This window comes from Promicromonospora sp. MEB111 (genome assembly GCF_030209445.1).
GTDB lineage: Bacteria > Actinomycetota > Actinomycetes > Actinomycetales > Cellulomonadaceae > Promicromonospora.
This window is the reverse complement of sequence record NZ_JARVSD010000016.1, coordinates 41,258-65,079: the sequence shown is the minus strand read 5'-3', so window position 1 is coordinate 65,079 and position 23,822 is coordinate 41,258. Positions and strand designations below refer to the sequence as shown.

At 70.8% G+C, this 23,822-nt stretch carries 23 protein-coding genes and 1 pseudogene; 6 read left to right on the top strand and 18 right to left on the bottom strand.

Translation table 11 applies throughout. The features are described 5' to 3' along the window. Positions 1 to 49: 49 nt before the first annotated feature. Positions 50 to 994 (bottom strand): SDR family oxidoreductase, encoded by a 945-nt coding sequence (locus tag QRN56_RS19520; protein WP_285106014.1) that lies wholly within the window; start codon positions 992 to 994, stop codon positions 50 to 52. 59 nt (positions 995 to 1,053) lie between these two features. Then, entirely contained in the window at positions 1,054 to 1,809 is a 756-nt protein-coding gene (locus tag QRN56_RS19515) for an SDR family NAD(P)-dependent oxidoreductase (RefSeq protein WP_285106012.1), read from the bottom strand. A gap of 215 nt (positions 1,810 to 2,024) precedes the next feature. Here QRN56_RS19515 and QRN56_RS19510 point away from each other — a divergent pair, with 215 nt between their 5' ends. The 4 genes and pseudogenes from QRN56_RS19510 (at position 2,025) to QRN56_RS19500 (ending at position 4,519) form a co-directional block, all read left to right on the top strand. Further along, positions 2,025 to 2,876: a helix-turn-helix transcriptional regulator gene (locus QRN56_RS19510; protein ID WP_285106010.1), complete on the top strand. Its 852-nt coding sequence runs from the start codon at positions 2,025 to 2,027 to the stop codon at positions 2,874 to 2,876. Next, a pseudogene (locus QRN56_RS27660) lies at positions 2,873 to 3,073 on the top strand (dehydrogenase); the annotation flags it as partial. The gene QRN56_RS19510 and the pseudogene QRN56_RS27660, both read left to right, overlap by 4 nt. A 142-nt stretch (positions 3,074 to 3,215) precedes the next feature. Beyond that, positions 3,216 to 4,031: an SDR family NAD(P)-dependent oxidoreductase gene (locus tag QRN56_RS19505; protein ID WP_285106009.1), complete on the top strand. Its 816-nt coding sequence runs from the start codon at positions 3,216 to 3,218 to the stop codon at positions 4,029 to 4,031. Positions 4,032 to 4,069: 38 nt separating this feature from the next. Continuing rightward, on the top strand, positions 4,070 to 4,519 hold the full coding sequence (locus QRN56_RS19500) for a roadblock/LC7 domain-containing protein (RefSeq protein WP_285106007.1): 450 nt from the start codon (positions 4,070 to 4,072) through the stop codon (positions 4,517 to 4,519). A 71-nt stretch (positions 4,520 to 4,590) separates the two neighbouring features. Here QRN56_RS19500 and QRN56_RS19495 read toward each other — a convergent pair whose 3' ends face one another. From QRN56_RS19495 to QRN56_RS19470, 6 genes are all read right to left on the bottom strand, one after another. Beyond that, positions 4,591 to 6,111 carry an aldehyde dehydrogenase family protein gene (locus tag QRN56_RS19495; RefSeq protein WP_285106005.1) on the bottom strand — a complete coding sequence of 507 codons (1,521 nt, stop codon included), beginning with the start codon at positions 6,109 to 6,111 and terminating at the stop codon, positions 4,591 to 4,593. Between the two features lie 25 nt (positions 6,112 to 6,136). After that, positions 6,137 to 6,706, bottom strand: a complete 570-nt coding sequence (locus QRN56_RS19490; RefSeq protein ID WP_285106004.1) for a TetR/AcrR family transcriptional regulator — start codon at positions 6,704 to 6,706, stop codon at positions 6,137 to 6,139. A 96-nt stretch (positions 6,707 to 6,802) separates the two neighbouring features. Next, on the bottom strand, positions 6,803 to 7,417 hold the full coding sequence (locus tag QRN56_RS19485; protein ID WP_285106467.1) for a TetR/AcrR family transcriptional regulator: 615 nt from the start codon (positions 7,415 to 7,417) through the stop codon (positions 6,803 to 6,805). 168 nt (positions 7,418 to 7,585) lie between these two features. Next, a complete protein-coding gene (locus QRN56_RS19480; RefSeq protein WP_285106003.1) occupies positions 7,586 to 8,452 on the bottom strand; it encodes an alpha/beta fold hydrolase in 867 nt (288 codons plus the stop codon). Positions 8,453 to 8,494: 42 nt separating this feature from the next. Continuing rightward, positions 8,495 to 9,490, bottom strand: a complete 996-nt coding sequence (locus QRN56_RS19475; protein ID WP_285106001.1) for an NADP-dependent oxidoreductase — start codon at positions 9,488 to 9,490, stop codon at positions 8,495 to 8,497. 72 nt (positions 9,491 to 9,562) lie between these two features. After that, positions 9,563 to 10,414 carry an alpha/beta fold hydrolase gene (locus QRN56_RS19470; protein ID WP_285106000.1) on the bottom strand — a complete coding sequence of 284 codons (852 nt, stop codon included), beginning with the start codon at positions 10,412 to 10,414 and terminating at the stop codon, positions 9,563 to 9,565. A gap of 293 nt (positions 10,415 to 10,707) precedes the next feature. On the opposite strand from QRN56_RS19470, the gene QRN56_RS19465 reads away from it, so the two are divergent. Both QRN56_RS19465 and QRN56_RS19460 read left to right on the top strand, forming a co-directional pair. Next, positions 10,708 to 11,787 carry an alkene reductase gene (locus QRN56_RS19465; RefSeq protein WP_285105999.1) on the top strand — a complete coding sequence of 360 codons (1,080 nt, stop codon included), beginning with the start codon at positions 10,708 to 10,710 and terminating at the stop codon, positions 11,785 to 11,787. Between the two features lie 38 nt (positions 11,788 to 11,825). Then, positions 11,826 to 12,539 carry an SDR family oxidoreductase gene (locus QRN56_RS19460; RefSeq protein ID WP_285105998.1) on the top strand — a complete coding sequence of 238 codons (714 nt, stop codon included), beginning with the start codon at positions 11,826 to 11,828 and terminating at the stop codon, positions 12,537 to 12,539. Between the two features lie 204 nt (positions 12,540 to 12,743). On the opposite strand, the gene QRN56_RS19455 is transcribed toward QRN56_RS19460, so the two are convergent. From QRN56_RS19455 to QRN56_RS19410, 10 genes are all read right to left on the bottom strand, one after another. Further along, on the bottom strand, positions 12,744 to 14,279 hold the full coding sequence (locus QRN56_RS19455; protein WP_285105997.1) for a glycoside hydrolase family 43 protein: 1,536 nt from the start codon (positions 14,277 to 14,279) through the stop codon (positions 12,744 to 12,746). After that, positions 14,276 to 15,169 (bottom strand): carbohydrate ABC transporter permease, encoded by an 894-nt coding sequence (locus QRN56_RS19450; protein WP_285105995.1) that lies wholly within the window; start codon positions 15,167 to 15,169, stop codon positions 14,276 to 14,278. Before QRN56_RS19450 ends, QRN56_RS19455 begins: the two co-directional genes overlap by 4 nt. A 2-nt stretch (positions 15,170 to 15,171) precedes the next feature. Next, positions 15,172 to 16,116, bottom strand: a complete 945-nt coding sequence (locus tag QRN56_RS19445; RefSeq protein WP_285105993.1) for a carbohydrate ABC transporter permease — start codon at positions 16,114 to 16,116, stop codon at positions 15,172 to 15,174. After that, positions 16,113 to 17,396, bottom strand: coding sequence for a sugar ABC transporter substrate-binding protein (locus QRN56_RS19440; protein ID WP_285105991.1), 1,284 nt, complete (start codon positions 17,394 to 17,396; stop codon positions 16,113 to 16,115). Before QRN56_RS19440 ends, QRN56_RS19445 begins: the two co-directional genes overlap by 4 nt. Positions 17,397 to 17,521: 125 nt before the next feature. Then, the gene (locus tag QRN56_RS19435) at positions 17,522 to 18,574 is read right to left on the bottom strand and encodes a LacI family DNA-binding transcriptional regulator (protein WP_285105990.1); all 1,053 of its coding nucleotides are present in this window, start codon (positions 18,572 to 18,574) and stop codon (positions 17,522 to 17,524) included. 229 nt (positions 18,575 to 18,803) lie between these two features. Next, a complete protein-coding gene (wecB, locus tag QRN56_RS19430; RefSeq protein WP_285105988.1) occupies positions 18,804 to 19,982 on the bottom strand; it encodes a non-hydrolyzing UDP-N-acetylglucosamine 2-epimerase in 1,179 nt (392 codons plus the stop codon). Between the two features lie 100 nt (positions 19,983 to 20,082). Continuing rightward, complete coding sequence (gene wsfD / locus QRN56_RS19425) at positions 20,083 to 21,540, bottom strand: glycan biosynthesis hexose transferase WsfD (RefSeq protein WP_285105986.1); 1,458 nt, start codon at positions 21,538 to 21,540, stop codon at positions 20,083 to 20,085. Further along, positions 21,537 to 22,886, bottom strand: a complete 1,350-nt coding sequence (locus QRN56_RS19420; RefSeq protein ID WP_285105985.1) for a glycosyltransferase — start codon at positions 22,884 to 22,886, stop codon at positions 21,537 to 21,539. Before QRN56_RS19420 ends, wsfD begins: the two co-directional genes overlap by 4 nt. Next, positions 22,883 to 23,491 (bottom strand): archaeosortase/exosortase family protein, encoded by a 609-nt coding sequence (locus QRN56_RS19415; RefSeq protein WP_285105984.1) that lies wholly within the window; start codon positions 23,489 to 23,491, stop codon positions 22,883 to 22,885. Before QRN56_RS19415 ends, QRN56_RS19420 begins: the two co-directional genes overlap by 4 nt. Beyond that, positions 23,488 to 23,673, bottom strand: coding sequence for a hypothetical protein (locus QRN56_RS19410; RefSeq protein WP_285105982.1), 186 nt, complete (start codon positions 23,671 to 23,673; stop codon positions 23,488 to 23,490). The genes QRN56_RS19415 and QRN56_RS19410 overlap by 4 nt, the downstream gene beginning before the upstream one ends. Positions 23,674 to 23,822: the final 149 nt, after the last annotated feature.

Here is a 23,822-nt window from a genome sequence, read left to right as displayed (position 1 = left end):
GCTTCTCCTGCGGCTCGGCTCGTGGGGCTCGTGGTGGTCGGCTGTGCGGTCACGCGGTCGGGAAGGAGGTCTTCGTCAGCTCCTCGGAGACTCGCCAGACGCGGGCCGCCTCGGTGAGGCTGCGCAGCGGCCGGTGCATCCGCTGCTCGGCGGGCGCGCCGCCCAGGGTGCCCGGACCGCTGGGACCGTAGAGGGTGCCGGGCTTGGCGGCCGGGTCGGTCGCGGCCATGAGGGCGGGCAGCCCAGCGGTCTCGGCGGTGCCCAGCAGGATGCCGCGCTCGGAGAGCCAGCGGATGCGCCGGATGTGGGCCGTGTCGTCGCTGCGGCCGATCTCGGGGCGGGCGGCCAGCAGGCTGGTCGGCGCGACACCGGGGTGGGAGAGGTTGCTGGTGATACCCCAGCCGTTGGCCCTGCTGCGACGCTCCAGCTCCAGGCCGAACAGCCCGAACGCGATCTTGGACTGGCGGTAGGCGCGCATGACGTCGTACGAGCGCTCCCAGTTCAGGTCGTCCCAGCTGATCGAGCCGCTGGCGGAGGCGACGCTGACCTGGGAGGTCACGCGGGCGTGCCCGGCGCGCAGCAACGGCAGGAGGTGGGCGACGAGCGCGAAGTGGCCCAGGTGGTTGGTGCCGAGCTGCACCTCGAACCCGTCGACCGTGGTCTGCCGCTGCGGCGGTCGCATCACACCCGCGTTGTTGATCAGGAGGTGGATCGGTTGCCCTTCCTCGCGCAGGGTGTCGCCCAGGGCCGCGACGGACTCCAGCGACGCCAGGTCGAGGCCGCGCAGCGAGACCTTCGCGCCAGGGGCGACCCGGCTGATCTTGGTGATCGCGGTCTCGCCCTTGGCCTTGTTGCGCACGGGCATGATGACCTCCGCACCGGCGGCGGCCAGGCGTCCGGCGATGCCGAGGCCCATGCCGTCGCTGGCTCCGGTGACCAGCGCGCGCTTTCCGGACAGGTCGGGGACGGTGATGTCGATCGGCGTACGCGGCATTGTTCTGCTCCTTGTGGTTGAGGTTGTGGTTGTGGTTGAGCCCGTGGGGTGGTCGGTCGTCACTGGACGGCGCCGCCCGCGACGACGAGCGACTGACCGCTGACCCAGCCCGCCAGGTCGCCGGCGAGGTACTCGGCGGCGTCGGCGGTGTCCTCCGGGGTGCCGCCCCGTCCGCCGATCGGGCGCAGCTGGGCGTTCATCCGGTGGAACTCGTCCCCTTCGGTGACGTCGGCGAACACGCCGGCGCCGGCCGTCGCGGTGGGCAGGATGGTGTTCACGGTGACGTTCCGCGGGCCCAGCTCCAGCGCGAGGATCCGCACGAGGTTGGCCGCGGCCGTCTTGGACGACGAGTACAGGCCCATACCCGGATAGGGGCTGACGGTGGTGCTCGACCCGATGTAGATCAGCCGTCCGCCGTCCGATACCAGCTTCGCCGCCTTGACCAGCGTGAAGAAGGCGCCCTTGGCGTTGACCGCGAACACACCGTCGAACTGCTCCTCGGTGACCTCGACCGCCGGCTGGCCGATCACCTCGCGCCCCGCGTTGGCGACCACGATGTCGAGACCGCCGAACGTGTCGATCGCGGTCGCGAACAGCCGGTCCAGGTCGGCGAGCGACGGCGCGTCGGCACGGACCACGATCCCTCGCCCTCCGGCGTCCTCGACCTGGTCGAGCGTGCGTCGTGCGTTGTCCTCGTCGGCGGAGTAGTTGATCACCACGCTCGCGCCCAACGAGGCGTACCGCAGCGCGATCGCCCTTCCGAGCCCGCGTGCCGAACCGGTCACCACGGCAACTTTCCCTGTCAGGTCGGTCATCATCTGCTCCATGTGCGCTCGGGCTTCTGCCGGGGCCGTCCACCCGGTCGGTGGCCGTGGCATCGATCCTTGGCGGACGGCGCAGACCTATCCAGGACCTCCCGATCACAGGCTCGCCGGGTCACGGGCCCGGTCCGTAAGGGGGGATCGCCAGGCCGTGGTTACCCCGGTCCGCACGGGATAGAAACGAGGCACTACTCCAGAAGGGGAGCGCCATGATCGATCGCACCGGGCTGGCCGGCTTTCTGCGCAACCGGCGTGAGGCACTACAGCCCGAGGACGTCGGCATGCCTCGGGGACAGCGCCGCAGGACCAGCGGGCTACGACGCGAGGAAGTCGCGACGCTCTGCAACATGTCGGCCGACTACTACTCCCGCCTGGAGCGCGAGCGCGGGCCACAGCCGTCGCAGCAGATGCTCGCCTCGATCGCCCAGGGGCTGCACCTGTCGATCGACGAACGCGACCACCTCTTCCGCCTCGCCGGCCACAACCCACCGCCCAGGGGCTCGTCCAGCGAGCACATCAACCCCGGGTTGCTGCGCATCCTCGACCGCCTGGAGGACACTCCCGCGGAGATCGTCACCGAGCTCGGCGAGACCCTGCGGCAGACCCCGATGGGCGTCGCGCTCACCGGCGACACGACCCGGTACACCGGGCCTGCCCGCAGCCTGGGGTACCGGTGGTTCACCGACCCGGGCGTGCGGGACCTCTACGCCCCGGAGGAGCACGCCTTCATGACGCGGATGTATGCCGCCGGCCTGCGCGGGCTCGTCACCCTCCGCGGCCCCGACTCCCGGGCCGCCTACCTGGCCGACCTGCTCCTGGACAGCAACGAGGAGTTCCGGCGTGTGTGGGACGACCACGAGATCGGGATACACCCCCACCAGATGAAGCACTTCGTCCACCCCGAGGTCGGCGCGCTGGAGCTGAACTGCCAGCGGCTGATCGACCCGGGCCAGGCCCACGCCCTGATGGTCTACACCGCCGTTCCCGGCAGCGAGAGCTACGAGAAGCTCCAGGTGCTGTCCGTCATCGGCGCGCAGTCCCTGCGCTCCAGCTCGACGTGACAGACGCGGCATCTGTCGCCAGGGCCGCCGAGCGGATCCAGGAGGAGGCAGGCCGGCTCGACCTGCTGGTCGACAACGCCGCCATCCCCAGCACCCACACCGACGTGCAGGACATGGAGAAGCTGCGCGCGCTGTCGCAGCCCGGCGTCGTCTCCCTCGACGAGGTGCGGGCTCTCTGGGAGGTCAACGTCTTCGGCGTGCTGGCGGTGTACCAGGCCATGCTGCCGCTGCTGCGCAGGTCGTCGGACGCGCGCATCGCCGGTACGGGGGAGTTGTCTTTGGAAACCGATCAGTTTACGGTGGTCCGCAGTCGATCGGTTCAACGGGCGAGGAGCTCAGATGGCAACACGTCGCCGAGTCGCCCTGGTGACGTGCGCGTCCTCGGGCATCGGGCGAGCGTGCTCGCTCGCCTTGGTGGCCGCCGGGTTCGACGTGGCCGGCACCGGTCGCGACGCATCGGGGGCCGGCCTGGTCGACGATGTCGTCTTCATCGGTCTTGACGTGACCCAGGGGGCGTCGGCGACCAGGGTGGTCGAGCGGGTGGTCAAGCGATTCGGGCGGATCGACGTCCTGGTGAACACCGCTGCCGTCGGCTCGGCGCGTCCGCAGGGTGACTTCGACAACAACCTCCTGGGCCTCGTTCGCATGACTCAGGCCGTCCTGCCGTACATGCGTTCTCGGCGCGACGGCCGCATCATCAACCTTCCGTCGGTCACCGGTCTGATCACCGGGCCCTACCTGGCGGCCGATCGGGCGTCCAGGCATGCCGTCGCGGGATACTCCGCGGCGGTGGACCACGAGGCGTGGGAGGACGGCGTTCGCGTGCTCCTGGTCGTACCCGGTGGGACCGGTCGCGTCTCCCGGGTGAACCACGCGACGCCCGCCACCCGTGCGATCGGCGACACGAGTGTGGTGGACGACAAGCGTCGGCGCATCGCGGACCGAGCGGTGGCGGAGGTGCGCACCGATGACCCGCTCGCCGTCATCGCGAAGGCCGTCGTGGCGGCGGCGACCGCGCCGGACCCGAAGCCGCGATACGTCGCGGCTCTGCCGGGGAGCGGTATCGACGTGGTGAGCCGCCCCGGTCAAGCACAGATGGTTCCCCTGCACATGTTCTACGCCCCTGTCCGCAAGCACAACCAGCTGCCCGGCTGAGCCCGCACGCGGGCGACCCGGCACCAGAGGAGCAAAGAGTGACACTCAGTACCGAGGCCACGAATTTCGGATGGCTGCTGGACAACTTCGTGCGGACCGTCCCGGGTAGCCGGCACACGCTCGTCGTGTCGGCAGACGGCCTGCTCATGGCGATGTCCGACCAGCTGGACCGCACCAGCGGGGACCAGCTTGCGGCGATCGTCTCGGGCATGTCGAGCCTCACCCGTGGGGCCTCCCGCCAGCTCAACGGTGGCAATGTGCGGCAGACGATCATCGAGATGGACCAGGGCTTCCTGTTCCTGATGAGTGTCTCCAACGGGTCGGTGCTCGGTGTGGTGGCCGAGGCCACCTGCGACATCGGACTGGTCGGATACGAGATGGCGCTGCTGGTCTCCCGGACCGAGGCCACGCTCACCCCCCAGCTGATCTCGGAGATGCGCGGCAGCCTTCCGGTCGACGGGCAGGCCCGAGGCGTCTCATCGCGCTGAGCGGTCGGTTTCTGACGGAGCAGACAGGGCCGGGATCCGCGGTGCGAGGGATCCCGGCCCTGGGTGTCGGGTCAGCGGTGCTGGTCCGGGTTGTCGTGCCGGGCGAACGTGCGCCGGGTGGTCAGGTCGGAGCCGGTGAGCACACCGCCCCTACCGAGCAAGCGACCGTTCTCCCAGTTGGACAGGCCCAGCTCGGGGCGCTCGAGCGCGTACTGGCCGTCGACCCAGCGGGTGAACCCGTCGCCGACGAACGGGGCGTTGACCTGGTCACGGAACCGCGCGTGCGCACCCGGGTCAGCAGAGATGAGGGACGCCACGAACTGCGGGCTGTGGGCGTTGAACAGGGCGACCGCCTGGTCGACGTCGTCGACCACCACGAGGCTCAGCTCCGGGGTGTCCTCCCATTCCCACTCGGTGCCGAGCTCGTCGAGCGGTAGCAGGCTCGCGCGTGGCTCGTCCACGGGCCCCTCGGCTCGGCGCACCACGATCCGGCGCTCCAGATCGGCCGGCGGCACCCAGCCTTCGCTGCCGCCGGCGACGTGCACGCGCGCGACGCCGCCCCGGGCGGCCGCGGCCTCGTCCGCTGCCCGCAGCAGCAACGGCACCAGCTCCTCCGCGCGCTCGCGCACGACGGCGACGACGTTGAGGGTGTTGCAGACCTTCCGGTCCAGGGAGTGCCGCACTGCCCTGGTGAAACGCGCGGAGTCCGCGGTGTCGTCGGCCACGAGCCATGCGCCGCCGGTGCCGTGGGCGCTCACCGGGTTCCCGCTCTGGCGCGCGACACTGCCGAGCTGCGTCACCGCGGGCCCCGAGCCGCGCACCACGGCGAGCGCGAGGCGCGAGTCGCTGAACAGGGCCCAGCCGGCGGCCCGTTCGCGACGGGGGACCAGAGCGATCGCGCCTTCGGGCAGCCCGGCGGACCGCAGGGCCGGGCGCAACGCGTGCTGGTCGATCGCCTGGGCCGTGGCGAGCGCGTCGCCCCCGATGCGCAGCACCGCAGTGTTCCCGGTCGCCAGGACGCCGGCGGCGTCGGCGAAGACGTTCGGGCGGCCCTCGAAGACGAAGCCGATCACCCCCAGCGGGGCCGAGACGATCTCGACGGACCAGTCGTCGTGCTCGACGCGCTCGATCAGGTCGGCGGAGTCGTCGCGTGCGCGCGCGGCCTGCTGCGTCGCCCAGCCGCGCAGGCCGGTGACCATGTCCTGGCGCATCCCGGCAGAGACGCGCAGCCGGGTGGTCGAACGCCCGAGCCGCTCCGCGCGCAGTACGTCCTCGGTGTTGGCGGCCTCGATGAGGTTCCAGACGGCGTCGTCGGCCAGGGCGTGGGCGAACGCCAGGTAGAAGTCGCGCACCGCGCCTGCCGGCGCCGAGCGCAGCTGGGCGAACGCGTCGACCGCGGCGTCGACCTGTGCCGCCACGGCGGTCCGCACCGTCGCCGGGACGTGCAGGAGCGCCCCGGTCGACTGCACGACGTGCAGATGGTCGCCTGGTCGGAAGGCCGCGGCGAGCTCGGCGGTCACGGTCGTGTACCGGTCCCCGCCGAACGGGATCATGGCGCCCTCGGCGAGGCCGGTCAGCGGAGCGATGGTCATGAGGTTCTCTCAGTCGTCGAAGCGTTCAGTGCACGTCTGCCGCGTCCAGGACGCTGCCGGCGGTGGGGGAGACGAGACCCGTCAGGTCGTCGACCCCGATGCCCGCGCGGGCGCTCGCGCCGTCGAAGATCAGCATGAGCTGCCGGGACAGCAGGTCGGGGTCTCTTGCCCCGCCCCGCTCGGCCTCGGTCCGGAAGAACCCGGCGAGGTCGGCCTTGACGCCGCGAGCCACCCGGCTCGCCGGGTGGCTCGGGTCCTTGAGCTCGATCTGGATGGCCAGGTACCGGCAGCCCAGGTAGTCGGGTGCGGTCGACTGGGACTCCAGCTGGCCGAAGACGTGCAGGATCCGCTCACGCGGTGAGCTCTCGTCTCCCGCCGGGGGCAGCAGCCATGCGGTGTAGGCGGGCGCGCCCCGCTCCAGGCTCACGGCCAGCAGCTCGTCCTTGCTGTCGAAGAGCTGGTACAGGGAGCGCTTCGAGACGCCCGCTGCCTGGCACAGTGCTTGGATGCCGACACCGATGCCTTCGCGGTAGGTCAGTGCCGCCGCCGCCTCCAGCAGGCGCTCCCGAGGGCTCGCTTTCGCCTCCGTGGTCATGCGGCTGAGTTTAGCCGTGCAGGCCACTATGGAAACTGATCGGTTTACGCGTCGTCAGGCGGCGGCGTTCAAATTCTCGGCCACTGCTTCGGGTCGTCACCGCGGCAGGAGCACGCGCACCTGGTCCTGGATCTCCTGCACGATGTCGTCCACCGGGTTGGCGGCGTTGAAGGACGCGGCCATGCTGACGAACATGATGGCGGAGACGATGCGTGCCCGGGCCGCGGCGTCCTGCGCGGTGAGGCGCTCGTCGCGGCGCAGGACGGCGGCGATCGCCTCCTCGGTCTGCGCGCTCAGACCGAGGGCTTCGCGGTGGTGAGGTTCGGCGGGGTCGCCGAAGACCATCTCGCGCAGATAGGTCCGCCCGTTGTCGACCTGCTTGCGGTTGCACTCCACGACCGGCCGCACGACGGCCATCACGGCATCCAGCGGATCCGTCACGTTCTCGGCCGCCTGCCTGCCCTGGGCGAGGGCTTCGGCGTACGTGGAGTTCTGCACGAGCAGCAGGAGCTCGCCCTTGGTCTTGGCATAGAGGAACAGGGTGCCCGCCCCGATATCCGCCTTGTCGGCGATCTCCTGCGTCGTGACATCGTCCATGCCGCGTTCGGCGAAGAGCTCGGTGGCGGCGGCCACGATGCGTTCGAGCTTCTGCTGCTTGTTCCGCTCGCGCCGGCTGAGGGACACGGACGGCGACCCGGGGGCGAGTGGCATGGCTGCCCTCCTTCGTTGCTGATCGGGCTGGCGCTCGGCGCTCATTCTTCCACGGCGATCCGGGGGTGCCCGGTGCCGCGCAGGTCCGGGTACAGCGCATCGACCGGGCCGCTCGGGGCTGCCTTGACCTGCGCGGTCAGCCATCCGGGCCTCGACGTAGCCCTGACGTCAGCCGGCGAGGAACTCGGCGGCGACAGGAGCGAACCTCTGGTGGTACTGGAAGATGCCGCCGTGCCCGGAGTCCGGGTAGATGACGAGCGTGGAGTCCTTGATACGGCGGTGCAGGTCCTCGGAGAGCACGGAGGGCACCATGCGGTCGTTGTCGCCGTTGGCGATCAGAGTGGGCTGCGTGATCACCGACAGGTCGGCGGGGGCCGAGCGTCCGTACTTCTTGATCGCCTTGAGCTGCGTCCGGAACCCCTTCAGCGACATGTCGTCGTCACGGTCCGTGGTGCGCTCCTGGAGGCGCTTGACGAATGCCTTCGCGGCGGGCTTGCCGGTCGCGTTGCGGTTGAAGAACAGAAACTCCTTCGGGTCTGACCGGGTCAGCGTCGCGCGCAGGATGTCCCAGTAGGTGGTGGCCACGACCTTGTCGATGTCCTTGCCGCCCCGGGGCCCGGTTCCGGTCAGGACGAGCTTGCGGACCAGCTCGGGGTGCTTGACCACCAGGTCCTGCGCGACCATGCCGCCCAGGGAGAAGGCGAAGACGTCGATCGTGCCGAAGCCGAGGGCCTTGACGAAGGCGTAGGCGTCATCGGCCATCGCCTCGACGCTGTCGGGAACGCGGCCGGTGGAGGCGCCGACACCGCGGTTGTCGAACGTGATGACGTGTCGGTTCTGCGCGATGGCGTCGACGATCCGGGGGTCCCAGTTGTCGAGGGTCGCGGCGAGGTGCACGAAGAAGATGACGGGGATCCCGCCCTTCGGGCCGAGCTCGCGGTAGGCGTAGGTGACGCCGCCCGCGGTGATGGTGCGGGCCGGGGCCAGCGCATAAGAGGTGACGGTGTGCTGGTTCGAGGTGTCGTTGGCGCTCATGATGGTTCTCCTGCTTCCGGAGTGCGGTGGATGAGGGCTCGTTCAGGCCCTGGTGACGACGGCCTTGCCGCGGATGCCGCCCCTCTCGAGGGACTGCACGGCCTGGACGGTCTGGTCGAAGTCGAAGACGCGTCCGACGACGGGGCGCAGCACGCCGCTGTCCACGAGGGCGGTGATCTCACGGAGCTGGTCGCCGCTGGCGCGCATGAAGAGGAACTCGTAGGTCACGCCGAGGCGCTTGGCCTGCCTGCGGATCTTGCCGCTGATCCCCGCGATCGCGAGGCGCAGTACAGGGTTCAGGCCCACCTCTCTCGCGAAGGCGGGGTCGGGCGGCCCGGCGATCCCGATCGCCTTGCCGCCGGGGCGCAGCACCCGCAGGGACTTCTCCAGGTTCTGGCCGCCGAGGCTGTCCAGCACGAGGTCGTACCCGTCCAGGAGCTGCTCGAAGTCCTGGGTGCGGTAGTCGATGACGCTGTCGGCACCCAGCTCGCGGACGAAGTCGGCGTTGCCGCCACTGACCGTCGTCGCGACGGTCGCGCCGAGGTGCTTGGCGAGCTGGATCGCGATCGTCCCCACGCCCCCCGCGCCGGCGTGGATCAGGACCCGCTGACCGGGCTGCACGTTGCCCTTCTCGACGAGTGCCTGCCATGCGGTCAGAGCCACGAGCGGCAGCGAGGCCGCCTCCTCGATGTCGACCGAGACCGGCTTGAGCGCCAGGTCGGCCTCGGCCACGGCGATCCGCTCGGCGAACGTTCCGATGCGGTCCTTGTCGGGCCGGGCGTACACCTGGTCGCCCAGGGCGAACTCCTGGACCCTGGGGCCGACGCCGATGACGGTCCCGGCGACGTCGTTGCCCAGGATCTGCGGCAGCTTGTACGGGAGGATCTGCTTGAACTCGCCCGCGCGGATCTTCTCGTCGAGCATGTTGAGACCGGCTGCCTGGACCTGGACGAGCACGTCGTGCTCTCCGACCACGGGCTCCGGGACGTCCACCTCCTGGAGCGGTCCCTTGTACTTGCTGACGACGAACGCGCGCATGGTGCTCTTCCTTCTGGTTCTGGTGGCTTGGCCTGATGGGTTGGTCTGCGGCGAGGACGGGGCGGGCGGGGACTATCGGTGGAGAAAGTCCCGCGCCCCGGCGACGAACTCTCGGTGGTACTGGAAGACGACGCCGTGCCCGGAGTCCGGGTAGACCGTGACGGCCGCGCCGGGCAGACGCCGGGCCAGCGCCGTGGCGTTGGCGGGCGGAACCATCCGGTCGCTGTCCCCGTGGACGATGAAGACGGGTCCGGTGAACGCCGTCAGGTCCGCGGGCTCCTGGGTGCCCCACTGGCGTACCGCGGCCAGCTGCGCCTGATACACGCCGGGAGCGACCGGCTTGTCGCGTCCCGTCGTGCGTTCCTTGAGCCGCGCGAGGTAGGTGCGGGCGGCGTGCTTCCCCTCCGTGGTGGGGGTGAAGAACAGCAGCGCCCTCGGATCGTTGACGGTGAGCCCGGCGCGGAGCACGGTCCTGACCATGACGGCTGTCATGGTGGTCAGCCCGGGCCCGCCCGCAGGGCCCGCACCGGCGAGGATGAGCCGGTCGATCAACCGCGGCGCCCGTGCGGCGACGGCCTGGGCGACCATCCCGCCCATCGACAGGCCGAACACGTCCACGCGGTCGTGGCCGAGCGCCTCGATCACGGCGACGACGTCACCGGCCATCTCCTCGATCGAGGTGCGCACACGTCCGGTGGAGTCGCCGACGCCGCGGTAGTCGACGGCGATCACGCGGCGGTCGCGCGCCAGGCCGTCGACGACGCGCGGGTCCCAGCCGTCGAGGTTCGCTCCGAGGTGCGTCAGCAGGACCAGCGGGACACCGGTCTGCGGGCCGAGCTCGCGGTATGCGAACACGGCGTCGCTCGCCGCGATCGTCCGCGTCGGAGCGTCCGCGTAGCCCTGGGTCGTCCCTTGCTGCGACATGTCGTTCTCCTGGTCCTGGTACCGCTCGGCTTATGCGAGCATGCTCAATAATGAGCATGCTCAGAAAAATCTGTCAAGAGGGGCAGGAGTCGAGCGTCGGGGGAGTGGGGGCGCTCGGGCGCGATCCTCGCCGTCGCGAAGCCGACGCCCAGCGGCCCTCCGCGCGGTGCGCACCCTCGTCGGAATAGATGCTGACTATGCTCAGTTATGAGCGCAGTCACTACTGCGCGAAGGTTCCAACCGTGGCAGCAGTGGCGGCCACCCAAGACCGATCGACGTAAGGATTCGCACCCATGACCTCGTCACCTTCCCTCTGGCAGCCGTTTGCTCTCGGCCGTGTGGAGCTCCCGCACCGGCTCGCGCTGGCGCCGATGACCCGCAACCGGGCCAACCCGGACGGCACGCCCGGTGAGCTGGCCGCCGAGTACTACGGGCAGCGGGCCGGGCTCGGTCTGGTCATCACCGAGGGCGTCCAGCCCTCTGCGGACGGGCAGGGCTACTTCAACACCCCCGGCATCTACACCCCCGAGCACGTCGAGGGATGGCGGAAGGTCGCCGACGCCGTGCACGCCGGTGGCGGGTCGCTGTTCATCCAGCTGATGCACGTCGGCCGCATGTCGCACCCGGACAACACTCCGCACCACAGCCAGCCCGTCGCGCCGTCCGCCGTCTCCGCCGAGCAGGACATGTTCACCGCGGCCGGACCGCAGAGGACACCGGTGCCGCGCGAGCTGACCGCCGAGGACATCCAGACCGTGCTCGGCGAGTTCCGGCACGCGGCGGCGTCCGCGATCGCCGCGGGCGCGGACGGCGCCGAGATCCACGGCGCGAACGGGTACCTGCTGCACCAGTTCCTCTCCCCGAACGCGAACCACCGCACCGACCAGTACGGCGGATCCGTGGAGAACAGGTCCCGGTTCGTGGTCGAGGTCGCCCGAGCGGTGGCCGACGAGATCGGCGCCGACAGGACCGGCATCCGCATCTCGCCCGCATTCCCCCTGGGAGGGATCGACGAGGGCGGCGTCGAGAGCGTCCGGGCGCAGTACCGGCACCTGGTCGGCGAGCTTGCCCCGCTGGAGCTGGCGTACCTGCACGTGCACCACCTCGGCGACGACGACCTGCTTCGCTCGTTGCGCGACGTGTGGCCCACGGCCGTGCTGGTCGTGCGATACGGGCGGACCCGTGAGCAGATCGCCGACGACATCGACGCCGGGCTCGCCGACATCGCGCCCCTGGGCCGGTTCGCCCTGGCCAATCCCGACGTCGTCGAGCGACTGCGCACCGACGCGCCGCTGAACGAGCTCGACCCGACCACCCTGTACGGCGGCGGCGCGGCCGGATACACGGACTACCCAGCCCTGACGCACGTCTGACCCCGCTCGACCTCAGATCCCTCGGAAAGAAGAAGCCCATGCCCTCACTCAACGGAGCCGTCGTCCTGGTCACAGGAGCCAACGGCGGAATCGGCACCCAGTTCGTACGGCAGGCCCTCGACCTCGGCGCGGCCAAGGTCTACGCGACCGCCCGAAACCCTCGCACCTGGGACGACGAGCGCATCGTGCCGCTCGCCCTGGATGTCACCGACGCAGAATCCATCCAGGCGGCGGTCGAAGCGGCCTCCGACGTGACCGTCCTGATCAACAACGCCGGTACGTCGGTGTCCAGCGCGGGCATCCTCACCCACACGGACGAGGAGATCCGCCGCAGCGTCGAGACCAACTTCGTCGGCCCGCTGCTCCTGGCGCGTGCGTTCGTGCCCACCCTCTCGGCCAAGCCGGGCTCGGTGATCATCGACGTCCACTCCGCCCTGAGCTGGTACGCCGTCGCCGGCATCTACAGCGCGACCAAGGCCGCACTCTGGTCCGTGACCAACTCCCTGCGCCTCGAGCTCGCACCCGCAGGGGTGCACGTCGTCGGAGTGCACGTCGGCTGGGTCGACACCCCGATGGCCGCCCACACCACCGACCCCAAGACCGACCCGGCCGACCTGGTGCGTATCGTGTTCGACGCCACCGAGGCGGGGGAGTACGAGGTCCTCGCCGACGCCACGTCCGTCCAGGCGAAGGCCGGGCTCAGCGCTCCGCTCGAGGCCGTCTACCCCGAGCTGGCGACTGCACGGGCCTAGCGGCCCTGGCGGCGGCACCGTCGTCACGGCTACCCGTGGCAACGGTGCCGCTTCGCCTGCCTGGGCTCCCTGCCGGTCCATGCCTCGTTCACTGCGCGGCCGGAGTCCAACGTCCCGAGAGCCTGCCTCCGAGCTCGTCGCACCCGAAGATCCCCCTCGGCCCGGCCGAGGGCCCGGACCAACCCGCCCGGGAGGCTCGTGAGCTCACTCGGTCGAGTCCCTCGTGAACTGCGTGTACCGCACCTCGGAGACGTCGACAGTCCCGTCAAGCGCTCGGAGCCCGACGACGCGTCCCGTGAAGCCGCCGGCCACCTCCGTGGAGAGGTACCGGCCGTCGAAGCGGGTGAGCTCGTGCTCGGTCCCGTCGACGACCACGGACAGCCGCACGTCGTCCGGCCCGTCGGTCGTCGGGCCGAGTGCCTCGGCCCGAAGTGTCAGGGACGAACCTGTCGGCGTGACGGTGGCCCCGAGGTGCGACTCGAGGGGACCGATGCGGACGACGGCGCGGACCAGGCCGGCGTCGGCGCGGACCTCGCACCAGTGCGCGTCGTCCAGGCGCAGCAGCAGTGCGCCCGACCCGTGACCCAGGTCGAGGTCGGCCTCGAACCGCCAGGCGTGGTCAAGGGTGCGTGCGGTCAGGGCGCCGACGGCGCCGCGGGGACCGTCCCCGGGGCGAAGCCGGAGCCCTCCGCCGGGCTGAGCCTCGGCGATCTCGGGCAGCCCGGTGCCGGGGGAGGCCCAGCGGGGATGCAGCTCGCCGCCGTCGAACGTGTCGGTGTACGACGTGTCGGGTACCGGCCGGAGGTAGCGGTCCTCGTCGACGACGGGCCAGTAGTCGACCCAGTCGATCCCGGCGAGGAACGTCTCGCGGCCGTTGACGTGGAACATCGGCGTGACGCCACGCGGGCGTACGCCCAGGTAGACGACCGCCCAGCTGCCGTCCGCGCTGTCGACGAGGTCGGCGTGGCCGGTGTTCTGCACCGGGTGGGTGGTGCTGCGGTGGCTGAGCACGGGGTTGGCCGGTGCGCCGACGTACGGTCCGTCGGGCCGGTCGGCGCGCGCGATCGAGACGCTGTGGCCGCGTTCGGTCCCGCCCTCGGCGACGAGCAGGTACCAGTACGCGCCGCGCCGGTACAGGTGCGGCGCCTCGGGGTGGGCGAGGCCCGTGCCGCTCCACAGCCGTCGGGGGGTCTCGAGGACGGCCCCGGACTCGAGGTCGACGCGTGCCTGGGCGATCCCGACGCCGTCCGGGTCGGTGGCGCAGTAGGTCACGTAGCACGTGCCGTCGTCGTCCCACGCGAGGTCGGGGTCGATGCCGTGCAGGCCGCCCAGGAACGTGGGAGCGGTCCACGGTCCGGCCGGGTCCTCGGCGGAGACGACGAGCTGGCCCGGGCGGTCGGACACGTCGGTGGTGATCAGCCAGAACCTGCCGTCGTGATGGCGCAGGGTCGGGGCGAACACGCCCCGGCTGGACGGGGCGTGCCCGGCCGGGAACTGGTCGGGCCGGTCGAGGATGTTCCCGACGAGGGTCCAGGTGAGCAGGTCGCGGCTGTGCCAGAGGGGGACGCCCGGCGCGTACTCGAACGACGAGTTCGCCAGGTAGTAGTCGTCCCCGACCCGGCACACGGAGGGATCGGGGTGGAAGCCCGGGATGATCGGCACGACGCTCGTGAGCGCGTCGGGCGCCTCGTGCGGTGTCCGCGTGCGGGCAGGGGTGGGCTGGGTGCTGGTCGTGGTCACTTGATTCCTGTCGCTGCGATGCCCTGGATGAAGTAGCGCTGGAGCGCGACGAACAGCAGGAGCACGGGGGTGATGATGAGCACGGAGCCGGCCAGGAGGACGCCGTAGTTCGTCGAGTTCTGGCCGACGGAGTAGAGCGAGAGCGCCACCGGCAGGGTGTACATGTCCTCGGACTGGGCTACCACCAGCGGCCACAGGAAGTTGTTCCACGACCCGAGGAAGGTCAGGATCGCCAGCGTCGCGAGCGCCGGGCCGCACAGCGGCATGACGACGCGCAGGAAGATGCGCAGCTCGCCCGCGCCGTCGATCCGGGCGGCCTCGATGAGCGAGTCCGGGATGTCCTGGATGAACTGACGCATGAGGAAGACGCCGAGCGGACCGGCGAGGAACGGCAGGATGAGTGCCGGGTAGGTGCTCACCATGCCGAGCTTGCTCACCACGACGAAGAGCGGGACGAACGTGACGACGCCCGGGACCATCAGCGTGACCAGCACGAGCGTGAACACGAGGCGCTTGCCGGGGAAGTCCAGCTTGGCCAGCGCGTATCCCACCATCGAGCAGAACACGAGCGTGCCGAGGACGGTGAACACGGCGACGACGACGCTGTTCATGAAGAACGTGCCGATGTCGAGCCGGCCGAACCATGCCGCGAAGTTGTCCCAGGTGAACGTCTGGGGCCACCAGGTCGGCGGTCGCTGCCGGAGCTCGGCCTCGGTCTTCACCGAGCCGAGGAACATCCACGCGAAGGGTATGAGTGTCGCCACCAGTGCGAACGTCAGGGCGGTGTAGGCGAGTACGGTGCCCGACGGGCTCCGACGCCGTGCCGACGTGACCTTCCGGGTTCTGGTCGAGCGCTCGGAGACGGCCGTGGCCGTGGTTGCGGAGCCCATGGTCACTCCTTTGTCCGGAAGGCACGGAACTGCACGATGCTGAGCAGCGCGATCGCCACGAAGAGCACATAGCTGGCTGCCGACGCCGTCCCGTAGTTCCCGAAGCCGAACTGGTTGAAGGTGAAGTAGCTGATCGACAGGGTGGAGTCGAGCGGGCCGCCCTTGGTCATGACGAAGGGCTCCTCGAAGAACTGCAGGTAGCCGACCGAGAGCAGCACGGCGCCGAGCAGGAGCGTGGGGCGCAGCATCGGCAGCGTCACGCGGACGAAGCGCTGCCACGCGCCGGCGCCGTCGACCTCGGCGGCCTCGACGACCTCCTGCGGGATGCCCTGCAGGCCGGCCAGGAAGATGATCATGAGCGTGCCCATGTTGCGCCACACCGCCATGAGGATCATCGACGGCATGGACCAGGCGGTGGAGCCCAGCCAGTCGGGCCCGGTGATGCCGATCGCCGCCAGCAGCGTGTTGAGGAGGCCGTCGGGCTGCAGGATGAACCGCCACACCACGGCGACCGCGACGATGCTGGTGACGACCGGGGCGTAGAACCCGACGCGGAACACGGTCCGGAAGCGGGTGATCGCGCCGTTCAGGGCGACCGCGAGGGCGAGCGCGACGGCCATGGTCAGCGGGATCCCGACGCCGACGAAGTACAGCGTGTTGACCATCGAGCGCACGAACTGCTCGTTCTGGAACAGGGCCGTGTACTGGTCCAGACCGACGAACGCCACCGCGAACGGCGTGGGGATGTCCGTGCTGCGGAAGTCGGTGAACGACATCCCGAGCGAGCTGATCAGCGGAAAGACCATGAAGATCGCGAAGCTCGCGATGAACGGCAACGAGAAGAGGTAGGCGACGACCGCCGTGCGGCGCCGTCTCGCGGCGGCCGGGCCGTGGCCCGCGCTGCGCGGGAGCGCAGCGGGGGCCACGGCCCGGGTGAGGACAGTCATTGCCCGGTGCCCAGCGAGTCGGCGGTGGACTGGAGCTCGGCCAGCGCGTCCTCGACGCTCTTGCCGCCCCGGAACACCTGCTCGATCTGGGTGTCCGCGGCGGCCGAGACCTGGGTCCACGAGACGAGCGTGGGGGCGATCTTGACGCTCTGGAGCTGCTCGCCGAAGACGGCGACGCGGGGGTCGGCGGTCAGTGCCTCGTCGTCCCAGGCCGCCTGCTGGGCGGGGAGGTCGTTGACGGTCTCGAACCACTGCGCCTGGACGTCCGGCTGGCTCAGCCACTGGATGAGCTTCCAGGCGGCGTCCGGGTTCTCGGCGTCCTTGAACACCCCGAGGTTCGAGCCGGCGGCGAACGACGTCGAGGTGCCGTCCGGGCCGGCCGGGATCGTCGCCACACCGAACTTGTCCTCGAACCCCTCACCGCCGGCCAGCTCGAGACCCGGGATGTCCCAGGGGCCGCTGAGGAACATCGGGACGTCGCCGCTGACCAGGTCGGCCGATGCAGACCCGGACTCGGTGTCGGGGCTCTTGTCCGCGAGCCCTTCCTCGAAGAACGAGTTGAGGTACGAGAGCGACTCGACCATCTGCGGGCTGTCGAGCGTCCACTCGGTCTGGTCCTCGTTGATGACCTCGGCGCCGTTCGACCAGGCGAACGGGAGGTTGCTGAGGAACGCGTTCCACCCGCCGGACGGCAGCGAGATGCCGAACTCGGCACCGGTCTCGTCCTGGTACGCCTTGGCCAGGTCCTTCAGGCCGGCCCAGTCGGTGGGGAAGTCGTCGAAACCTGCCTCCTTGAGCAGGTCGGTCCGGTAGAAGATGACCCGGGTCTCCACGTACCACGGCACGGCGTAGGAAGCGCCGTCGAACTCGGTGGACTCGAGCGCGAAGGGGAAGACGTCGGAGGTGTCGATGCTCTCGGGCACGGGCGTCAGGGCCGACCGGAACCCGGGCATCCAGTCGCTGCCGAGCATCCCGATGTCGGGCGTCGTGCCGCCGGCGATCGCCGTCTGGTACTTGTTCTGCGCCGAGTCCCACGGCACGGCCGTGACCTCGACCTGGACGTCGGGGTTGGCCTCCTCGAACGGCTTGACGAAGTCTTGCAGCGCCTCTCCCTCGGTGCCCTGGGCCCAGATGGTGACGGTGCCGGTCGCGGGACCGTCGCTCAGCCCGGCAGCGGCGCCGCCGGTCTGTCCCGGGCTCTCGGCTCGTCCGCAGCCTGAGACGAGGAGGGTGGAAGCGGTCGCTACGGCGAACGCGGCCAGAAGTCTGTGTCGGATCATCGTTGTTCCTTCATCGGTGCGTGCGGGGTGACGTTCGCTCGCGGCATTGCGGGCGGGCCGTCTCGCAGAATCTAAGCGCTTAGATTTCTCCGCGCAAGAGGCAGATGTGACACCCGTGGGTGACGTCAGTGCGTGCCGCAGCTGCTTCCGACGAAGACTTCGCAGGTCAGCACGGGCGCCGGGGCGACGGCGTCCTGCCCGTCGAGTGTCCGCGAAAGGATCTCGACGGCGGCACGCCCGATCTGCTCCATCGGCTGGCGGACGGTGGTCAGCACCGGAGCGGCGATCCGCCCGGCGAGGATGCCGTCGAAGCCGGTCACGGCGACGTCGTCGGGCACGCGAAGCCCGGCTGCCCGCAGCGCCACGATCGCGGCGAGGGCGGACTGGTCGGTGTCGCAGACGATGGCCTCCGGCCGCTCGGGCCGCGCGAGGATCTCCGCGACGGCGCGGAGCGTGGACGCGTCGTCGCCCGCGTGGGCGGGGACGATCTCCGGTGCGGTGATGCCATGGGTGCCCAGGGCGCGCTCGAAGCCGCGCCGTCGGGCCTTGAACTCCTCGGTCCCGAGCTCGCCCACGTAGGCGAAGCGCCGGTGGTGGTGCTGTTCGACGAGGTGGAGGGTGAGATCGTGCATGCCGCTCTCGTTGTCGACGAGGACGGTGCGTGCGTCGTCGCGCTCGAGGCCCCCGAGCTCGACGACCGGGATGCGCGCCGTCACCTGGCGGCGCGCGTTGTCCGTCAGCGCTCCGGCGAACGCGATGAGCCCGTCGACGCGTCCGGCCACCTCGATCACGTGGGGCAGGTGGTCGGAGGCCCGGTTGCCACCGAGCATGAGCGCGTAGCCGCGGCGTCGGCACTCGATCTGCACGCCCCGCTGCACCTCGTCGGCGTAGAGCGGGAAGAGGCGCCCGTCAGGTACCGGTGTCTCCGTGTCGGTGGCCGGCTTGTCCTCGTCGGGGTCGAGCAGGTAGTCGTAGGAATAGATGCCGATCGCGCCGGTCCGGCCGCGGGCCAGGCCTCGTGCGCTCCCGCTGGGCACATAGCCGAGCTGGTCCGCGGCCTCCATCACGCTCCGGAGCGTCTGCGCCTTGACCTTGTCCGGCCGGGTGAAGGCGAACGAGACGGTGGCGATGGAGACTCCCGCGAGCTCCGCCACGTCATAGACCGTCACCTTGCGCACGATGCCCCCTTCTGATTCCGACCGCCCACATTACCTGTCGGTCCTCCCGCGAGACTCGTCCTGTGCCTGGGGGAAGAGTTTCACCTGCGCGTCGGCCGCTTCCAGCGTGCGGCCGTGAACCACCACGCCGGAGGCCGAGATCCTCCCAGATCCGGCCTCCGGCGTGGCTGGTGCCTCGATCCACCCCACAGCGGCCGATGGTCCCTGGGAGGTTTGCGGACCAGGCGTCCTAGCGGGCGAGGGCGGCCGCCGCCCAGCGATTGTCGTTGTCGCGCCGGCGGTCGTGGATCATGGACTCGATCACGTCGACCACCCGCTCGGCGGCGTGGCCGTCGCCGAACGGGTTCGGAGCGGAGGCCATGCGCTGATGCAGTGCCTCGTCGGTCAGCAGCTTGCACACCGTGTCGGCGATGCGGGCCGCGTCGGTGCCGACCAGCACGCCGCCGCCCGACTCCACGAGCTCGGGGCGCTCGGTCGTCTCGCGGGTGATCACGACGGGCACGTCGAAGGCGGGGGCCTCCTCCTGGATGCCGCCGGAGTCGGTGACGGCGACGGTGGCCCGTGCCAGGACCTGGCAGAACTCCGTATAGGGCAGTGGCTCGGTGAGCAGGATGTTCGCTGTGTGCATGACCGTCGGAACGATCGCCTCGCGCACCGTGGGGTTGGCATGCAGGGGGACCACGACCAGCACGTCCGGGAACGCCTCTGCGACCTGGACGACGGCCTGCGCGATCTGGGCGATCCCGTTGTCCCAGGACTCGCGGCGGTGTGCCGTGACCAGGACCAGCCGCCGCCCTTGGTCGAGCGCGGCGGCGAGCTCGGGGTCGCTGATCCGGCCTGGACGGGACACCGTGTGCATCAGTGCGTCGATGACGGTGTTGCCGGTCACGATGACGTCCTGCTCCGCCACGTGCTCGAGGTACAGGTTGCGGGCGGCCAGCGACGTCGGCGCGCAGTGCCGGGCGGCGATCGCGCTGATGAACTTCCGGTTCCCCTCCTCGGGGAACGGCGAGTAGACGTCGCCGGTGCGCAGCCCTGCCTCGACGTGCACGACCGGGATCTGCCGGTGATAGGCGGTCAGGGCGCCGGCGAAGGCGGTGGTGGTGTCGCCCTGCACGACGACGGCGTCGACCGGGTGCGCGTCGAGGTATTCGCTGAAGCCGCGGATCGCGCCGACCAGGACGTCGTCGAGCGAGTACCCGCGCCTCAACAGGCCCAGATCGTGGTCGGGGACGATCTCGAAGAGGCGGTTGACCTGATCGAGCATGCCCCGGTGCTGGCCGGACGTGACCACGAGAGGCGTGTGCTGGTCACGGCGTCTGAGCTCGTTGACGACCGGGGCGAGCTTCACGGCCTCGGGCCGAGTCCCGTAGAGCACTGCGATCTGGCGGCGAGCGGTGCGGTGCATGGTGCTTCTTTCTGCTCGTGCGTACGGCCCGCAGAGGTCGAGCCAACGTGACCGACGCAGCCGCGCGGGACCGGTGACGGCCACGTCCGTGATCTGTCCTTCAGGCGTGCGACCGCTCGACCTCGGGCCGGGCAGCGGCGTCCAGAGCACGCGAGGTGAGGCCCGCGGTGACGAGCAGGCACAGACCGAGCAGCCCGGCGAGGTTTCCGACGACGACGTGACGGGCGACCTCGGTGGCCTCGCTGAACGCGGTGCCGACCACCTGGCTCGCCGCGATGCCCACCAGGACGAGCGCCGTCGAGGCGAGGCGGCGCGCATGGCGGCCATGGACCGGCGAACGCGCGATGACGAGCGCCAGCCAGGCGAGCAGGAGGCCGAGGACGGCCGCCCCAGGAAATCCGAGCGGGGCGAGCTGGGCCTGGCGGCCCGAGAAGAGCGTCACCCGTTGCTCCTGCTCGCCGGGCAGTCCGCTGGTGGCGTCGAACGAGCCGAGGCTGCCTGGCCGGCCGTCGTTCATGGCGCGCACCGTGCCGTCGAGCCGGTCGTACAGCACGGCCGGATGGGACAGGACGTAACCCCAGACGCGGACCGGGTTCGGGTCGACGTCGGGCCAGCGTTCCCAGCCTCGGATCGAGGAAGGAGACCAGACGGGGATGCCGAGAAATCGCGCGGCGTCGGACGGCAGCCCCATGGCCTCCAGCTCGGGACCCGGCCGCGCGGCGTCCGCCAGGATCCCCGTGCTCACGTAGTCCCAGGTGTCATTCTTGCGCTGCTCGGCGGAGACGCCCAGGAAGGTGCCGGCCGCGAGCGCGGTCAGCGCGACCATGAGCACCACCGCTGCGGCACGGCCGCCCCGTTCGCGCGAACGGTGGGCGCGCACGGCCAGCGCCACGCCGAGCGGCACGACGGCGAGCGCGGGCACCGGCCCGGAGGACACGAGGACTGCACTGCCCAGGCCGAGTGCGAACCGGCCGGCCCAGCGGATGCGGCGGGAGGTGTCGAGCAGGAGCCAGCCCATGCCGCACAGGACCAGTCCGACGATCCCGGCCGCCTGCGGGTACAGGCTTGCCGCGTATTCCGCGAACGAGGCGTCCATCAGGAGGATCCAGGTGAGCGCCGTCGCGACGGCGCGGCCGTAGCGGCGCCGGCGGGCGGCCTGGCCCACCAGGGCGGCGGCGAGAGCGGCCAGCGCGCAGTAGGCGACGGACGACACACGCAGGTCGAGCGTGCCCAGACCGAGCGTCGTGGACACGGCCCGGGCGATCGTGAGACCCGCGAGCTGTGGCCACGGGGGCGGCGTCCCGGCCGCGTCGCACGACGAGCTGTCGTCGGCCACCCAACGGAACATCGCGAAGGTGAAATACTGTGTGCCGCCTTCGGGGGCGATGCCGAGACGACAGGCGAGACCTGCGCTACCGCCGCTGTCCGCGAGCCCGATGGCACGCGGGACGAACATGCGCACCAGGCCGAGGGCGAACAGCAGCAGGGCCCATGCCAGGCCGGGGAGCCACCCGCGCGCGGCGGCGGGCCGGCGGCCGGGGGAGTGCAGCGCGCTCATGGCACGGGCACCGTGGCCGCGAGCACCGGTACCTGCTGGCTCGCGGGTGCGGGCGCCTCCCGCGTCCGGGCTGTCTTCGCCCAGGCGGTCTCGCCGCGCAGCACCCGGGCCAGCGCCTTCCAGGCGCACGCGAAGGAGAGGTAGTTGGTGAGCACCATGTAGTTGCCCATCGCGAGTCCGCGCAGCAGACCCACCTTGTGGTCGCGGCGCCAGTACAGCCACCCGTTGAACACCGCCGGGGCGAACGCGAGCAGGTACCAGGCGAGGATCACCAGCACCATGGCGACGGGCGTCGAGGCGAAGTCGAGCAGGGCCGACCCGTTGAGGACGAGGTCCGCCACGCAGACGTGGAACAGGATCGACCAGGGCAGCGTCAGGACCCAGGGCGAGAGGCAGTAGAAGGAGAGCTCCAGTGCCGCCACGTGCGACAGGTGGGGTGAGCGCCAGATCTCCGGGAGGCGTTTGATCGCCATCATGTGGCCCTGGTACCAGCGGGTGCGCTGGCGCAGCAGGAGCGACACCTTTTCGACGGCCTGCTGCTCGACGGACGCGAACGGAGTGGTGGTCAGCTCCCAGCCGCGCAGGGCGAGGGTGATCGCCAGGTCGAGGTCCTCGGTCAGGGAGTCGGTCCAGGGGTGCTCACCGGCAGAGTCGAGCGCGGAGAGCCGGCTGAACTGGGCGTTGCCGCCGAGGCTGACGGTGCCGGTCGCGGAGCGGCCGATCTGGGTGACGCTGGAGGCGCCCCAGAACTCGAAGTCCTGGAAGCGGGTGAGGAACGAGGTGCGGTTGCGGATGCGCACCTGGAGCTGGACACCGCCGACGCTGGGCCGGTCGAACAGCGGCAGCACGTGGTGCAGGGCGCCCGCGGAGAGCCGCCCGTCGGCGTCCATCACGCACACCACCACCCGGCCGGGGTCTTGTCCGAGGGTGTCGACCATCTCCCGGATCCGGGCGAGCCCCGCGTTGAGGGCTGCGCCCTTGCCCTGCCGGGCATCGGGCAGGTCGCGCCGGACCACTTCCACGCGGGCACCCCCCGCGGCGAGGGCGATGGCGGCCGTGTCGTCGTCGGACCCGTCGTCGATGACGACGGTGGTGGTGCCCGGGTTGATCGTCAGCCCGGCCACGGTCCGGCCGACCACCTCGGCCTCGTTGAGGCACGGCACCAGGAAGTACACCGCGAGATCAGGTGCCGCGGCGGCCGGTCCTGTGCCGTAGCTCGTGCCGCCCAGGTGGTCGAGGCGGGTTCCGCTGCGGCGGATCTCCTTGATCCCCGACCACATGAGCAGCGCGAAGTACGCCATCGACGAGGTGATGATCAGCGTGGCGATGAGACTGACGATGCTCACGGATGCTCGGCCCTCGTTCGCCGGGTCCTGGACAGCAGCGCGATGCGTGCGAAGAGCAGCGCGCACAGGCACAGGGTGGCGATCATGAGGATCGAGCCACCGACCGTGTGCGACCAGCCGAAGCCGGACTCGCCCCAGTGGACCGTTGCCTCGGTGATCAGCACCATCCGCGCCGTGTTGACCACCACGAGGAGCGCGACCGTGACGCTGCCGGCGACCAGCAGCCGGCCGGCGCCCGCGCGGCGCCACACGGCGAGCAGCAGCGCGGTGACCAGGAGAACACCGCCCACGAACCAGGCCGCGGAGCACTCCTCGGTGATCGTGAAGCCGCCCCACACGGGGATCGCACCACGTGCGGCCTGGTAGTAGAAGACGTCCTCGGCCGGGAACACCTTCGCTGCCCGGCCCAGCAGGTTCTCCAGGGACCAGGCCGTCAGCAGGGCCTCGCCATGCCGGAACAGGTCCATGACGAGGATGGTCGCGACACCGGCTGCCGCGACCGGCAGCGCGGCCAGGACTCGCAGCGCCGTGCGGCGGCGCGCGGGCGGCGCCGCGGCGGCAGGGGAGCCGCCGTCGGCCACCGCCGGGATGGGCGGGGCGGTCACCGCTCGCCCGTCACTTCGAGCCGACGGCGCGACCGGCTCGCCCGGATGAGGATGAATCCGCCGACGACGCACGTGATCGCGGCGACGGCGAGCCACAGGCCGTCGAAGCCGGTCTGGGCCAGCGTGCCGGCTCCGACGACGCCGGTCGCGACGCCGCTGCCGACGCCAGGGGTGTTGTACATGTCGCATTCCTCTCGGTACGTGGGCCGCACAGATCGCGGCCCTCCTCGTGGACAGACGCAGCCGGTTGGCTCCGACTACGGCCCGGTTCTGTGTGCTCGGTCACCCGGCGCCCGCGCGGCGCGCAGAGGCAGCGCGCCGTGCCGGACAG

What these genes read in the sequence shown, in the direction of transcription:
- QRN56_RS19450 (WP_285105995.1), bottom strand. Translation starts at nt 15,169, where the DNA reads ATGGGCTCCGCAACCACGGCCACGGCCGTCTCCGAGCGCTCGACCAGA.
- QRN56_RS19440 (WP_285105991.1), bottom strand. Translation starts at nt 17,396, where the DNA reads ATGATCCGACACAGACTTCTGGCCGCGTTCGCCGTAGCGACCGCTTCC.
- QRN56_RS19495 (WP_285106005.1), bottom strand. Translation starts at nt 6,111, where the DNA reads ATGACCATCGCTCCGCTGACCGGCCTCGCCGAGGGCGCCATGATCCCG.
- QRN56_RS19510 (WP_285106010.1), top strand. Translation starts at nt 2,025, where the DNA reads ATGATCGATCGCACCGGGCTGGCCGGCTTTCTGCGCAACCGGCGTGAG.
- QRN56_RS19505 (WP_285106009.1), top strand. Translation starts at nt 3,216, where the DNA reads ATGGCAACACGTCGCCGAGTCGCCCTGGTGACGTGCGCGTCCTCGGGC.
- wsfD (WP_285105986.1), bottom strand. Translation starts at nt 21,540, where the DNA reads ATGAGCGCGCTGCACTCCCCCGGCCGCCGGCCCGCCGCCGCGCGCGGG.
- QRN56_RS19490 (WP_285106004.1), bottom strand. Translation starts at nt 6,706, where the DNA reads ATGACCACGGAGGCGAAAGCGAGCCCTCGGGAGCGCCTGCTGGAGGCG.
- QRN56_RS19520 (WP_285106014.1), bottom strand. Translation starts at nt 994, where the DNA reads ATGCCGCGTACGCCGATCGACATCACCGTCCCCGACCTGTCCGGAAAG.
- QRN56_RS19410 (WP_285105982.1), bottom strand. Translation starts at nt 23,673, where the DNA reads ATGTACAACACCCCTGGCGTCGGCAGCGGCGTCGCGACCGGCGTCGTC.
- QRN56_RS19515 (WP_285106012.1), bottom strand. Translation starts at nt 1,809, where the DNA reads ATGACCGACCTGACAGGGAAAGTTGCCGTGGTGACCGGTTCGGCACGC.
- QRN56_RS19485 (WP_285106467.1), bottom strand. Translation starts at nt 7,417, where the DNA reads ATGCCACTCGCCCCCGGGTCGCCGTCCGTGTCCCTCAGCCGGCGCGAG.
- wecB (WP_285105988.1), bottom strand. Translation starts at nt 19,982, where the DNA reads ATGCACCGCACCGCTCGCCGCCAGATCGCAGTGCTCTACGGGACTCGG.
- QRN56_RS19445 (WP_285105993.1), bottom strand. Translation starts at nt 16,116, where the DNA reads ATGACTGTCCTCACCCGGGCCGTGGCCCCCGCTGCGCTCCCGCGCAGC.
- QRN56_RS19480 (WP_285106003.1), bottom strand. Translation starts at nt 8,452, where the DNA reads ATGAGCGCCAACGACACCTCGAACCAGCACACCGTCACCTCTTATGCG.
- QRN56_RS19460 (WP_285105998.1), top strand. Translation starts at nt 11,826, where the DNA reads ATGCCCTCACTCAACGGAGCCGTCGTCCTGGTCACAGGAGCCAACGGC.
- QRN56_RS19465 (WP_285105999.1), top strand. Translation starts at nt 10,708, where the DNA reads ATGACCTCGTCACCTTCCCTCTGGCAGCCGTTTGCTCTCGGCCGTGTG.
- QRN56_RS19470 (WP_285106000.1), bottom strand. Translation starts at nt 10,414, where the DNA reads ATGTCGCAGCAAGGGACGACCCAGGGCTACGCGGACGCTCCGACGCGG.
- QRN56_RS19475 (WP_285106001.1), bottom strand. Translation starts at nt 9,490, where the DNA reads ATGCGCGCGTTCGTCGTCAGCAAGTACAAGGGACCGCTCCAGGAGGTG.